Source organism: Dyadobacter sp. (assembly GCF_017744695.1).
Classification (GTDB): domain Bacteria; phylum Bacteroidota; class Bacteroidia; order Cytophagales; family Spirosomataceae; genus Dyadobacter.
Genome location: NZ_JAGIAS010000002.1, coordinates 862,551 through 875,631, shown reverse-complemented (window position 1 = coordinate 875,631; position 13,081 = coordinate 862,551). Strand labels below are relative to the sequence as shown.

Annotated in this window: 10 protein-coding genes; 4 read left to right on the top strand and 6 right to left on the bottom strand. The window is 54.2% G+C overall.

Going from position 1 to position 13,081, the window contains the following annotated elements; translation table 11 throughout:
• The first annotated feature begins 21 nt into the window (after positions 1-21).
• Complete coding sequence (locus tag J7619_RS11145; RefSeq protein ID WP_291197952.1) at positions 22-4,014, top strand: hybrid sensor histidine kinase/response regulator transcription factor; 3,993 nt, start codon at positions 22-24, stop codon at positions 4,012-4,014.
• On the opposite strand, the gene J7619_RS11140 is transcribed toward J7619_RS11145, so the two are convergent.
• Positions 4,011-4,871 (bottom strand): AraC family transcriptional regulator, encoded by an 861-nt coding sequence (locus tag J7619_RS11140; protein ID WP_291197950.1) that lies wholly within the window; start codon positions 4,869-4,871, stop codon positions 4,011-4,013. The genes J7619_RS11145 and J7619_RS11140 overlap by 4 nt on opposite strands.
• Before the next feature lie 83 nt (positions 4,872-4,954).
• Here J7619_RS11140 and J7619_RS11135 point away from each other — a divergent pair, with 83 nt between their 5' ends.
• The 3 genes from J7619_RS11135 (at position 4,955) to J7619_RS11125 (ending at position 7,524) form a co-directional block, all read left to right on the top strand.
• Entirely contained in the window at positions 4,955-6,079 is a 1,125-nt protein-coding gene (locus J7619_RS11135; RefSeq protein WP_291197948.1) for an alkene reductase, read from the top strand.
• Between the two features lie 62 nt (positions 6,080-6,141).
• Positions 6,142-6,675, top strand: coding sequence for a DinB family protein (locus J7619_RS11130; RefSeq protein ID WP_291197946.1), 534 nt, complete (start codon positions 6,142-6,144; stop codon positions 6,673-6,675).
• A gap of 6 nt (positions 6,676-6,681) precedes the next feature.
• Complete coding sequence (locus J7619_RS11125; protein WP_291197944.1) at positions 6,682-7,524, top strand: alpha/beta fold hydrolase; 843 nt, start codon at positions 6,682-6,684, stop codon at positions 7,522-7,524.
• Positions 7,525-7,737: 213 nt separating this feature from the next.
• Here J7619_RS11125 and J7619_RS11120 read toward each other — a convergent pair whose 3' ends face one another.
• The 5 genes from J7619_RS11120 to J7619_RS11100 are packed head-to-tail and all read right to left on the bottom strand — an operon-like array spanning position 7,738 to position 12,835.
• Positions 7,738-8,214: a hypothetical protein gene (locus J7619_RS11120; RefSeq protein WP_291197942.1), complete on the bottom strand. Its 477-nt coding sequence runs from the start codon at positions 8,212-8,214 to the stop codon at positions 7,738-7,740.
• Positions 8,214-8,747: a hypothetical protein gene (locus J7619_RS11115; RefSeq protein ID WP_291197940.1), complete on the bottom strand. Its 534-nt coding sequence runs from the start codon at positions 8,745-8,747 to the stop codon at positions 8,214-8,216. The genes J7619_RS11120 and J7619_RS11115 overlap by 1 nt, the downstream gene beginning before the upstream one ends.
• A gap of 8 nt (positions 8,748-8,755) precedes the next feature.
• Positions 8,756-11,434: a hypothetical protein gene (locus J7619_RS11110; RefSeq protein WP_291197938.1), complete on the bottom strand. Its 2,679-nt coding sequence runs from the start codon at positions 11,432-11,434 to the stop codon at positions 8,756-8,758.
• A gap of 43 nt (positions 11,435-11,477) precedes the next feature.
• On the bottom strand, positions 11,478-12,260 hold the full coding sequence (locus J7619_RS11105) for a hypothetical protein (RefSeq protein ID WP_291197936.1): 783 nt from the start codon (positions 12,258-12,260) through the stop codon (positions 11,478-11,480).
• An 8-nt stretch (positions 12,261-12,268) separates the two neighbouring features.
• Complete coding sequence (locus J7619_RS11100; protein WP_291197934.1) at positions 12,269-12,835, bottom strand: hypothetical protein; 567 nt, start codon at positions 12,833-12,835, stop codon at positions 12,269-12,271.
• Positions 12,836-13,081 lie beyond the last annotated feature (246 nt).

The window sequence follows — 13,081 nt, the reverse complement described above, 5'->3', positions numbered from 1 at the left end:
CGCCAACTGAAGAAATTCTACATGCTCCGCCCGTTTGTCGTCGTCTTCCTGCATTGGCTGATTACCGGCGCGTGCCTGCCGGTAGTATTGCTGGCGCAGTCGGCGGGCTTCCCTGTTCCCGAAAGTATCACCGCCAAACAGGGCCTTCCGCAGGGATTTGTGCCGGGGATAGTCCAGGACACGCGCGGCTTTATATGGCTTGCCACGCGCGACGGACTATGCCGTTACGATGGCCGCCGTTACGACGGCCGCAGTTTCAGGGTATTCCAACCGTCGGACACGCAGGAGGTATCGCTTTCTTCATTAGGACTGGAAAGTTTGCAAATCACCGCCGACGGCAAAATCTGGATTACCACCGATCAGGGGCAGATCGACCTGTTCGACCCCGTTCGGGAAACCTTTGTTAATTTTTCACGACAGGCATTTTACCAGAAACAGTTTGGGAAACGCTTTCTGAGGGATATGTACGCCGACCGCCAGCATCGGCTTTGGCTGATGTCGGACGGTGGAGGGCTGGCCTGCATTCATTTAAATACCCAAAAAATCAGGCGCTACTACGCTGCCGACGGGGATACCACCGGCATTGCCCACGCCCACGTCCGGTTTGTAAGGGAAGATAAGGCCGGTAATATCTGGGCTGTGACCAACAAGGGGATTTTTATACAAAAACGGGGCGCCGATCATTTTGCAGCATACCACGCGGCGATTCTTGCCAATGGCATCGACACGAAGGTAAATGCCTGGAATGAGCTGGGCGACGGCCGCCTGTTGCTGCTTTACAACACGGGAATGGTGCTGGTTGACCCCGTTACAGGCCAGGGGCAGACACGTGCGCTTGTGCTGGATAGCCAGGCCCAGTACCGGCACCCGATTGTGACCGACAGCAAGGGCAATGTCTATTTTTTCCGGATGAACCATTTGTACCGGCTGGATAAGAATGACAGTATTGCCGAGTTTCCCGTTCAGGCAGATGTGGACGAATTCAAGAGTCTTTACGTTGACCGTTCCGACGTCCTCTGGGCGGGGACCAACGGCCAGGGGATCCGGAAGTACAACCTGAGAGCGAGCTATTTCAATACCAAACCCTATTCCTCCGATTTCATTGCAGATCTTCTGCGCGACTTCCTGAAAGTGCCGCCTGCCGAAATGGCCAGGCTGCCGCGCGATCTTTTTTCCTACAATTTTCGCTACGCATTCGACAGCCCGCAAAAGATGTGGTTCAGCGCCGGGCGCACGCCGCTTTTTGAACTGGATTTGAATAGCCGCGCGATCAGGAGCATTCCGTTCCCCGTGGAGATCAGGGATATCAGGCGCTCGGAGCTGGCGATCAGCCTGGCGAAGGACCCGGACGGCCGCATGTGGGCCATGTACGATAGCCTTTTGTTTTCTTATCAAAACGGCGTCTGGACACGCTTCGTGCATGCTGTTCGTCCGGTCGCGGGCCGCCCTGACGTGGGCCGCCCCGGAATCGAATCGGGTATTTACCAGATCGTAGCCGACAAGCAATACATCTGGGTCGCGACGACCGTGCGGGGGCTGTACCGCATCGACAAGGCTTCGGGCGCGATCAGGCGTTACGGGCAGGGAGCAGGGACTTTGAGCAGCGACAACTTGTATTGCCTTTTCGCAGATCCGCTGGACGAAAACCTGCTTTGGGTGGGGACGTTCGGTGGTGGTTTGTGCCGGTTCGATAAGCGTACCGGGCTTTGCGTGCGGCTTTCGAAGCAGAATGGCCTGCCTAATAATGTGGTGTATGCGGCTATCCCTGATCGACGGGGTAATGTGTGGGTGGCGACCAACCAGGGATTATGCCAGGTGAACAGGAAAACGTTGCACACACGTACCTACACGCGCGAGGACGGCCTGATGGCCGACGAGTTCAACCGCTTCCACGCGCTCGCATTGCCCGACGGGCGCATTTTCCTGGGCGGCATGGAAGGAATCACTGCTTTTGATTCAAAGCAGCCTAATGAGGACCATTACCGGCCGCCGGTTTATATAACAGGTATTTCCATTAACAATACTCCCTTGGAGCCGAAGTTGTCGGCCGGGGAGCTGCCCGTAACGGCGATGCAGGCACTTGACCTGGCGCATTGGCAAAACTTCCTGACCGTCGAATTTGCGGCGATGCAGTATAACCGCAGCGAGAAAATCCGCTACCGTTACCAGCTCGAAGGCGTGGACGACAGCTGGATTGAAACGGAAACACCTGTTACCAAGTATACCGACCTCCGGCCGGGGAACTATGTGCTGCGGCTGAATGCCTCCAATACGCTGGGTGTATGGAGCCCGGAAATCAGGGAGCTGCGTATTCGGGTCAGTCCGCCGTGGTGGCAAACATGGTGGGCGTATGCGATCTATCTCCTGGCTTTTCTCGGCGTGGTTTATGGGTTGTTGAGGGTTTATATTAATCGGGTCAGGATGCAGCAATCTATTGTTTTCAAGCAAAAAGAAGTGGACCTGAAAGTGCGGGAGGCCGAGCAGCTGCGGGAGCTGGACGGGATGAAGACCCGGTTTTTCTCCAACATTACCCACGAATTCCGGACGCCGCTAACGCTGATCCTGGGGCCGACCGGCCAAATGCTGGAAGAAACGCGACAGGAAAAGGATACCAAACGCCTTTCGCTGATCGACCGGAATGCCCGGCAGCTTCTGAGGCTCATCAATCAGCTGCTCGACCTTTCCAAACTGGAAGCCGGAACGACGCACATCGATGCCGCCTGGGGCGATTTGCCGGATTTTGTGGAAATGCTTACCGGCACTTTCCAATTGGTAGCCGAGGCGAAAAATGCAACTCTGGAGTTCGACAATCGCCTGGAAGGCCGGTATTACTGGTTTGATCATGAAAAGCTGGAAAGGATTGTTACGAACCTGCTTTCCAATGCGGTGAAGTTTGCCAATGCCGGCGGACGGATAGCGGTGGTACTCGATATGGTTGGTCGGGATAATACGGAAATCAGCGTCGCTAACACCGGAGCCAGGATTCCGGATGCGCAGCTTGACCGTATTTTTGACCGTTTTTACCAGGCCGATCCACCGACAGGCTACCATGAAGGTACCGGCATCGGGCTGGCTATTGTGAAGGAGCTGGTCAGCCTGCAAGGCGGAACGGTTTCGGTCAGAAGCGGATTCGGTGCGTTTGATACCGTGTTCACAGTGAACTTGCCGTACCGCCGCGACGAGGCGCAACAGGCAGCGCGGCACATAGCCGGGGAAATAAGCGGAAATGGTCATATGGCTGAGACGGCGGTCCGTTTGGCGTCTATCCTGCTGTTGGAAGATAATGCGGGGCTGGCGGAGTTTGTTTCCGACAGCCTGGCCGAAAATTACCGGTTTTACCACGCACGGAACGGCGAGGAAGGATTGGCGATGGCCGCGGAAATTATGCCCGACCTCATCATCAGCGATGTGATGATGCCCGTCATGGATGGTTATACTTTTTGCAAACACATTAAATCCAACCTGGAAACGAGCCATATTCCTGTGGTGTTGCTGACGGCCAAATCGGCATTGGAAAGCAGGGTGGAAGGGCTGGAACTCGGTGCGGACGATTACATTACCAAGCCTTTTCACCTGCCCGAGCTGCGTCTGCGCGTACGCAACCTGCTCGACAGGCAGGCGCGCCTGTACGAGCGCCTGCGGGCGAGCTTTGCGGAACCCGCTCCCTTACCGGCAGACCCGGAAACGGTTACAGACCCTTTTCTGAACAGGCTGTATCACATTCTCGACACCCGTCTCGACGACCCCGATTTCGGGGTAACCGAGCTGATCCGTGAGATCGGCATGAGCAACAGCAGCCTGAACAGAAAACTCAAAACGCTGACGAACCTGTCGGCAGTGGAGCTGATCCGTAACTACCGACTGAAAAAAGCTGCTGCAATGCTTTCTGAGGGTATTACCGTGTCGGAGGCGGCCTATGCGGTGGGTTTTGATAACCTTTCCTATTTCGCTAAATGTTTCCGCGACCTGTACAATATGACGCCCCGGGAGTTTGCGGCCAATGGCATTCTTTAAACTGTAACGAGTCCTTTCCGGAAGGCGGTCGGGCTGGTGCCGTGGTGCTTGCGGAACTGGCGGCTGAGATGGCTTTCGTCGGTATAGCCCAGTTCGTTGGCTATTTCGCTGACGGTCAGGTTGCTATGTGTCAGTCGTTGTGCTACCAGTTTGATGCGCGACGACGCGACATAGTTTTGCAGGCTTTCCCCGGTGTATTTCCGGAAATATTCGCCGACGTAACTGGGCGATAGATTGAATTGCCCGGCCAGGTAATCGACGCGCAGCTTTTCGGGATCGGCGACATGCCTTTGGATATGCAGTAACACGCGGTTGATCAGCGCCTGCTTCTCGCCAGGGGTGTCGGCCACGCGGCCGTCGTGTACATTGCGCGTGATGACGTTGAGCATAAGCGTCACCAAATGCCGTAAGTTTTCTTCGTGACCTGCCTGCCGCTGTGCATATTCGGCGACGAGGAGTGAAATCAGCGACGCGATCATTTGGCAATCGCCTTCGTTGCGGATCAGCAGTTCTTCGAAGCGGTTATGGTGGGCAAAAATCGTTTCCAGCTGTTTCAGCCATTCGGTCACGCGTTCTCTGTCCTGCTCGGTTTTATATTCAGATAAAAACACTTCCGAAAACCGGATGGAACAGAACCGGGTGGGCGTTTCGACATCGAAGCCACGGCAATCCAGCGGGGTAAAAAGGAAAATACTGCCCGGTTGGTACCGGAAGCGGTTGCGATTGGTTTCCCGGGTGCCGGTGCCATCCATGATCCTGACGATTTCAAAGAAGTGGTATATTAAGGGCCGCTCGTTCCAGCAGTCCATGTCGGCCACGTATACTTCGAAAGGTTGATGCAGCGTCTTTTGTCTCATAACCTGTAAAAATACCGAAAAAACCACGCAATGTCACTGTTCGGCCGCCGGTGCCGCGGGTAGTTTTGTATTCAAAAAAAGCAATGATGAATACGGAGAAAAAACTATTGGCCCCCCTGATAACCGGCACGCTGGAACTGCCTAATCGCGTTGTAATGGCGCCTATGAACCGCCGGAGGGCATTCAACGGTGTTCCAGGTGTATCCGCGCCGGAGTATTTCGGACAGCGGGCAGGCGCAGGCCTGATTATTACCGACAATACCGCTGTGTCCCCGAACGGCATCGGTTACATGGGCACCCCCGGAATTTACAACCAGGCGCAGATCGAAGGCTGGAAACGCGTTACCAGCGAAGTGCATGCTCGCGGCGGGCGGATCTTTATGCAGCTCGTGCACGCGGGACGGATCGGGCATTACCTTAATAACGAAGGGCAAATGCCGCTGATCGCGCCGTCGGTGGTGACTGCCGAAGGGATCATACGCACGCCGGGCGAAGTACATTTACCTAACAGCGAGCCAGTGGAAGCGACCACTGCCGATGTGCGCAGGCTCATCGACGAGCATATTCAAGGGGCGGTCAATGCCATGGAGGCAGGTTTTGACGGTGTTGAAATACACGGCGCACACGGATTTTTGCCGGAGCAATTTCTGCACCCGCACACCAACCGGCGCAGAGACGCATATGGAGGTAGTATCGCGGCCCGCAGCCGCTTTTTGCTCGAAATAGTGGAAGGTACCGTGGCGGCGATCGGGCGGGAGCGCACGGGCATCCGCCTCTCGCCGTTTGTGAAACTCAACGACCTGCCCGACTACACGGAAGAAGCCGAAACGCAGCAGTACATCGTGGATGCATTGCAGCGAATGGGCATTTTGTACATCCATTTGTCCGACCAGGGGCCGGCAGGGCGTGGCAAAATCCCGGAGGCTTACATCCGTGACCTTCGCCGGCGTTACGACGGATTGGTCGTGCTGGCGGGAGGCTATACTGCGGAAACGGCCGAGGCGGCATTGCAGGCCGGGCTCGCGGACCTGGTCGCATTTGGCAAACCATACATAGCCAATCCCGATCTGACCGAACGTTTCCGCCTCGACATTCCACTGGCAACGGGCGACCCCGGGACTTACTACCAGGGCGGCGACGGAGGTTATATCGATTATCCCGTGCACAGCCATACATTTGGCGCAAATACCACCGCTGATTGTCGTTAAACCCCGCGCATTTTTTCCGGCGATCGGATTAGGTTTGTAAGATCATCAGCACATCTTAAAACATGAGAGTCAAGGACTATCACCGCACCATCGATATCTGGCTTCGGTCGCTGGAAACTTACGACATTGCCCGACTGCTGGCCCAGCCGGGTCCGGGCGCTTGGTCGCTGGGGCAGGTTTATATTCATATTCTGGACGAGACGGAATTTTATTTTAGCCAGATCAGGATATGCCTGGCGTCGAACGACCATGCGATGGAGGAATGTACCTCCGAAGCCAAAGCCATGCTGCGCAACAATGCATTTCCCGACGCGATCCTGGATGGGCCGCCTTCCAATGCATTCGTCCGCCAGCCAAGCAGCAAGCAGTTGCTGATCGACCGGCTCGTGCGCCTGAAAACCATTGTGGCGGAAACCGACCTTTTGATTGCCCGGAGCTTGTTTCACGGAAAAGCGAAGCACCCGGGGCTGCACTACCTGTGTGCGGAGGAATGGTTTCAGTTTTCGGAAATGCATTTCAGGCATCATTTGCGGCAGAAAGCAAGGATAGAGTCGTTTTTGGAGCGTACATTTGGTAAGTACGAGCCTCAAACCTGATTTGAAATGAAACTGAACTTTCTGATCCTTTGCTGCTGGCTGGCATGGGCGAACACCTATGCGCAGATAAAGCCGGATACCGCGCTACTGGGGCGGCATCCCAAAGCCGGTCATTTTGCCGACCTGAGGGGTGTGAAGCTATATTACGAAATGTACGGTGCCGGCAAGCCGGTCCTGTTCGTCCATGGTAACGGAGGCTCGATGCGTGATTTCAGGCACCAGGTCAATGCTTTTGCCAAATCCTACAAAGTGATCCTGGTCGATAGCCGGGCGCAGGGGAAATCGGCGGATACGGGCGATTCGTTGTCCTATGAGATGATGGCCGACGACCTGAATGCATTGCTGGAACATCTCAAAATCGATTCCTGCAACGTAGTGGGGTGGAGCGATGGCGGTATCAATGCATTATTGCTGGCCTTGCGGCATCCTGAAAAGGTGCGGAAGCTGGCCGCGACCGGGGCCAATCTATGGCCGGACTCCACCGCGCTGGACCCGTGGCTGTATAAAAAGATCCTGGAATGGGACGCTGATCTCGCGAAACAAATCTCCGACCCGGTCAAGCGCAATCAAAAGAAGCTCATGCACCTGATGGCCGTCCAGCCGAATATTACGCTCGAACAACTGCACAAAATTCAATGCCCCTCGCTCATCATCGGCGGTGACCATGATGTGATCATTCCCGAACACACCGTGCAGATCGCAAGGGCCATTCCGAAGTCCTGCCTTTGGATCCTGCCCAATTCGGGGCATTCCACAGTGATCCATTACGCCGCGGATTTTAACCGTATTACGATGGAGTTTTTCGAGAAGCCGTTCCGGGAAATACGGGAGGCGGGGAGGTTTGAGTAGGGGGGCGCTGACGGTTGACCGCCGACCGCCGATAGGCGCGAAGGTAAACCTTCGTGACCAGTATTCGCAGGCCTCCGGCCGGTCAATACGGCAAAGCGAGGCTTCGGAAATGACCGGCCGGAGGCCTACGAATAGTATGTACAAATCAGGAGATTTGCACCGGCAACAACATGTGATCGGCGGTCGATGGTCGGCGGTCGGGCCGCCAGGCCCCTACAACCCCGAAATCGTATACGTAACCGTCGTCGTGTAGGTCTTTACCGGCAGCATTACGGACAATCCTTCGATTTTGTACTGGATCGGAATATTATCGCGGTTGGCGGTCAGGTTGAGGAGGCCGCTGAAAAAAGCCTGCGGCGAACTGGTGAGCTGGATGTAGGTGGTGCCCCCGCTGAGGATGGCAATGCCCGTACCGTTACCGGTGCGCTGTACGGATAGTTTCAGCGAGGAGTCCCAGTTGGAAGTCGTGCTGAGGTGTGCGGTGACGGACCAGGCCACCAATGCATTTACTTTCAGGAGGGTCTGCGAGGCGCTGCTGGTTTCGATATGCTCATAATTTTTGCCCGCCTTGGTGATCGTCGACGAAAGCGAGGGAATGGACCACGTCGATCCGCTATTGATCGAAATCGTTTGAGCGGAAGCGGCGAAGGCTACCAGACCTGCCATGCAAAAAGCAATAGTATATTTCATCAGTTGTCGACCATTGTGTAACGCACCGTCACGTTCGATGTGCCGCTGCGGATATTGGCATAGTTCTGTATTTCAAGCGAATAGGTGAGCTGGAACCCATTGCTGCCGTAGGTAATGCCGGTGTACGCGCCTTTGATATTGTCGATGAAACTCACCGGGGTGTTCGTCAGGTACTTGTTGGCCGTGACGTAGCTGTTACCCCCCGTGAAGCCCAGTCCCGCGCCTACGTACGCGGATATGTCCAGCCGCAGCCGGATACCCGCCGGCAACGTTCCTACCACATCGCCCTTGATGCTCCGGGACCCGCCGCTGGTGACTGCGGAAGTGAATATAAGCCAGTTGGTATTATTGGAGGAGCTTGTCCCGATGGTATTGCCTGCCTCGGTGGGAGCCGTCATTTGCAGGGTAACGCTGTTGGAGCCCGATGGCAGAATATCCACCAGGGCGACAGATGGCATAGAAATGCTCACATCCACGTTCGCGACCGTCTGTGCATAGGAGAACAGACCGGACAAAACACCGTATAGGAGCATGGCATATTTCATTTCTTGACAGATACTTCAAAATTTCTTTCCGAAAAATGGATTCGCTTTTCATTCGGCCTGATCCGGAACGTGAGGTCGAGCGTTTTGTCGGTTTCTACCGTGAGCTGGCGATTGCTGTCTTCGACGATGAAGCGGTCCTGACTATCCGGGATAAATACCGATATTTCCCAGGCTCCCGGCCGTATTTCCCGGAACGAGAATTCTCCTTTATCGTTCAGTTCGGTCAGGTAGCTGCCGTTTTCGCCATGCAGTTTGACCAGTACCGGCGGTTTTTCGGTCAGTACCGACGACAATCCATTTTGTTTGGCTTTTAAAAATTCGATCCTGCCCGTGATGCTGCCGGTGCGCGTCAGCGGGATTTCTACTACACTAAGGCTGTCGGGGCGCACATCTACCAGCATCGGCATGCGTACCATGGGTACGACCCCCTCGCTGCCTGATTCGTTTTGGGTGATGCTCAGGTAATAATGGTCGGGCGCTACGCCATTGAAAGTAAACATGCCCGTGCTGTCGGTCATGAACTTGTGGCTGCCGAGCTGGATGAGATTACCCTGCTTGCGGTATCCGAAACCTGTGAGCTGGCCCATTACCGTGCCGATATTTTTCTTCCGCCCAAGGGGGACATTCAGTCGTAATGCATATTTAAGGCTGAAAAAAAGCGTGTTCTGGTCGGTGTTGGCTACGTTGGGGATATAGGAGCGGCCTCCGGAGAATGTGAAAACGTGTCTTTTCAAATCCAGCAGGAGCGAAGCGTCCACAAAACTTCTTCGCACGTATAATTCGTCGGGGGCGTAGTTGTTGCGGTAAAGGAAGCTCGCATACAGGTTTCTTTTGATATTGATCCGTGCATTTCCCCCGTAAAAGAACAGATTTTCAACCGTGCCCGACGTTGAGAACTTGCTGGTATGCTGGTGTTCGAAGTACGCACCGACCCAAATCCACGGAAAAATCCGGACAGCTGGCTGCACCTGGTTGGAAAATGACTCGTTTTGGCCGTTTCCGTCGGGTGCCAGGTGGTTTTTGGAATAGCCATAGCGCCCCTGGTAAAAGAGCGTGAACTTCGGCGAGGTAAGGTTGTAGGAGAAATTGCTGAAATTCTCGGAATAATGGAATGACGCAGGTTGCTGCCGGTCTTTCCGTTCGGCTTTGGAATAAAACAGAAAGAAACGGTTACGCTGGTCGGGCTGAAAGGAAACGTAGCCTATATAACTGCGGTCTTTAGGCGAAACGCTGTACAGGGTGGCGTCGAGGCTGGGGTTGACATCGGAAAAGTTGTTGCTGGCCCCGATGGTCAGTTTACGGGTAATGTTAAAACCGATATTGTTGTTGAACAGCCGGCTGTTGTTGTAAAAGCCATAGAAATGCTTGCCCGCATAAATGACATTGCTTGTAACGCTGATCCACTTTTTGGACAGTTGAAGCCGTAAAAATGCGCCGTAATCGGTTTTGCCGATCGCCTGGCCGGCGCTCACTTCACTTTCCAGGTTGAATTCCTTCGTGTGTACGTTCGCGGCCAGGCCCGTCAGGTGCGACCAGAAACGCCGGTCATGGAAAAACACATTCTTGGAAGCATAATGCACCCCGATATTGGCCGACTCATTGAATTTGTATAAAAACTTGCCTCCAAACGAGTCTTTCTGGTTCATGAAAAATCGCGCTTTCTGGTAAAATACCGTGTAGGCCACTTTCCTGAACTGTTGCTCTACCCGCAGTCCGCGCCCGAAACGGCCGAATTCCATCAGGTTGTTGAGCTGCAATACATAATCGCCCGCAGAAACGAGCAGCCTTTTGCGCCAGGCATAATCGAGCGAATACTGGTCGTAGGTACCTGCCGCGGGAAATACGAACTGGTTGGGCCCGCGGATAATGAAATCGACATAGTGCCGCTCTTTCTGGTCGATGAACCCCTTGCCGGTGGCCTGATACTGATAGGCGGTAACCTCGCGGTCGCCGTAGCGATACGACAAATATCCACCGCCCACTTCCACCGGAAAGCGGAAGTAGCGGTCGATCTTTCTGACTTTGGAGGAAAAAACGGGTATACTGGTTACGGAATACACCGGCTCGGCGGCGCCGGTCATCATGGCCGAGAGGCTCGACGACGCTTGCCACGCATTGTTGTCGGTGGTGGGAATGACCTGGGAGACGGTTACATGAGTTCCGGCCCCCGGTTCCAAGGTAAGGCTATCGGTAATATTTTCGACCTTGCCGTGGTCGGATTTCAAAAGGAATTTTTCAGCATTGTTGCCCGCATTGCGGATCATATAGGTGATCCGGAGCGTGTCCCCTTCGCGGACAAATTCGGGCTGCGTCACGATAAACAGCTCGATGTTGCGGATTTGCCCGATGGTGAGCGGCACCTGTGTGGTAACCTCCCGACCATTCCCGTGAATCAGGAATTTTACCAGGTATTCGCCCGAAGCGTAGCCCGCAGGTGCTCCAATCACATAAAAATGACGTATGCGCTGGTCTCCGGCAGTCCTTACCGGACGTCGCTGGGAAAGAAGCCGCCATTTTTCGGGCAACTGTATTTCTTCCCGCAGCGAATCAGGTAGGGGTGAGGTAGACTTCACATCAAAGAACAACGTGATATGCCCGCCAGGAACAACCACGTCCGGCACATTTGCCAGGCTGACGGTTACCGGCGCCTGCCCGTAACCATTCAGTCCTGTCATTAAAAGTAATATGGCGATGAGCCGGTACAATGGGAGAGGAGGATTATTCAATCTGTAAAGAAATGTTCGAACCGAACAGGTCTTTTTTGGTGTCGGCGATGATCACGCAGTCGTACTTGCCTTTCGGCACGTCGGTAATGGGTATCTCAAACGTGCTGCAATTGCCCGGGTAAAGCATCCGGGTGTTAGGCTGCGTAGTTTTGAGTTTGTTACCGTTGCTGTCGTAAACTTCGAGCATGACATTTGTACGCGCGCCGTATGCACCGTTGTTCTTCAGGACCACTTTCAGAACCGATTGGTCGGCGGAAACCTTTTCGTAAATGACCTTTTCATAGGACAGGGGTGGCCCTTCCACCGGCCCGATGTCCACGATCACCTGAATGGCGTAACGTACTTTCGAATTGACCTGAATGCCGCTATGCGATTCTTCGCGCACAGGGTCGGCTACTTCCACCATAATGACCTCCCAGTAAGTGCCCGGCTGGCGGTCCGGATCGGCTTCGATCGTGTACCGCAGGTCGTACTCTTCTTTGGTAGCGATCACCCGCTCGTCGACATTCGTTTTCAGACCTGCTCCGAGCGACCTGCCGTGGCTACCGATCTCCGGGTAAGCCGCCTGCTGATCGCATTGCGAAACGAGGTCCTGACGGTATACCAGTATACGGGAGTCCTTTCCGCCGTCATTTTTGACCTTAATGGTCCCCTGTACCTTCGTGGCCGGCGTCGGAATGCTGTGGTTGTGCGTCAATCCGTTCAAGATCACTACCGATGCCCGTACATACCGGGGCATCAGTAGCATCATGCTGAGTAAGGCAATCCATTTCATTCAGAGTCTTAGTTATCCGCGAGCGTATACGTCACTGTAACGGTCGTCGAGCCTGAACGCAGGTTTGCGTAGTTGGCATCATCGGCGATAAACGTGTAGGTCAGCTGGTGTCCGCTGGTTGGTCCCGAAGCCGTGTACGCGCTTCCGATGTCTGAAATGAGCGTCTGATCGCTTGTCGTCAGGTTGAAACCGGCAGTTGGTGTTCCTTTTGTACCCGCACCGCCGGCAGCAGCAGCGGCCACGAGGTGAATATCCACACCATCCACAACCGCATTGGCTTTCACATTCACTTTCTTGGTAGTAGTTCCTGCCTGGATCGACGTGTAGTTGAGCCAGATGGTGCTGTTGGCGGCAGGTGCCAGGATCTTCTCACCCGCTTCATCATTGGTGGGTTTGGTAAAACTGGCTGTAAAATTTTTGGTTGCGGAGGTTTCAAGGTCAAGCAAAGCTACAACAGGTACCACCACGGAGATCTGGTGGTTGTCGGTTTGTGTGTCTTGGGCCACTGCACGGCTTGTGAAGCCGGCCAACATCACCACAAACATGAACGAGAAGAGGGAGAAACGGTTTTTCATAATCATGAAAGAATTAGATAGTGAATTTTAATTCGCACTCGTAAATGCTCACGAATGTAGAAGTACTTTTACATATTTCCAACAAAGCCGGGAAAATTTTTCCCCATAAATCGCTGTATTAGAATACTTTCGGTTACATGTGCCCGGATTGGGTAAAATGAACGATTAAGCACGGGATGCACCCGGCCAATTTTTTTGTGCCAGCATCATTTTGAGAGCTCCCGGCACGGCTGTATTATTACATGA

Coding starts and splice junctions, on each gene's coding strand:
- J7619_RS11145 (WP_291197952.1), top strand. CDS start 22: ATGCTCCGCCCGTTTGTCGTCGTCTTCCTGCATTGGCTGATTACCGGC.
- J7619_RS11140 (WP_291197950.1), bottom strand. CDS start 4,871: ATGAGACAAAAGACGCTGCATCAACCTTTCGAAGTATACGTGGCCGAC.
- J7619_RS11135 (WP_291197948.1), top strand. CDS start 4,955: ATGATGAATACGGAGAAAAAACTATTGGCCCCCCTGATAACCGGCACG.
- J7619_RS11130 (WP_291197946.1), top strand. CDS start 6,142: ATGAGAGTCAAGGACTATCACCGCACCATCGATATCTGGCTTCGGTCG.
- J7619_RS11125 (WP_291197944.1), top strand. CDS start 6,682: ATGAAACTGAACTTTCTGATCCTTTGCTGCTGGCTGGCATGGGCGAAC.
- J7619_RS11120 (WP_291197942.1), bottom strand. CDS start 8,214: ATGAAATATACTATTGCTTTTTGCATGGCAGGTCTGGTAGCCTTCGCC.
- J7619_RS11115 (WP_291197940.1), bottom strand. CDS start 8,747: ATGCTCCTATACGGTGTTTTGTCCGGTCTGTTCTCCTATGCACAGACG.
- J7619_RS11110 (WP_291197938.1), bottom strand. CDS start 11,434: ATGACAGGACTGAATGGTTACGGGCAGGCGCCGGTAACCGTCAGCCTG.
- J7619_RS11105 (WP_291197936.1), bottom strand. CDS start 12,260: ATGAAATGGATTGCCTTACTCAGCATGATGCTACTGATGCCCCGGTAT.
- J7619_RS11100 (WP_291197934.1), bottom strand. CDS start 12,835: ATGAAAAACCGTTTCTCCCTCTTCTCGTTCATGTTTGTGGTGATGTTG.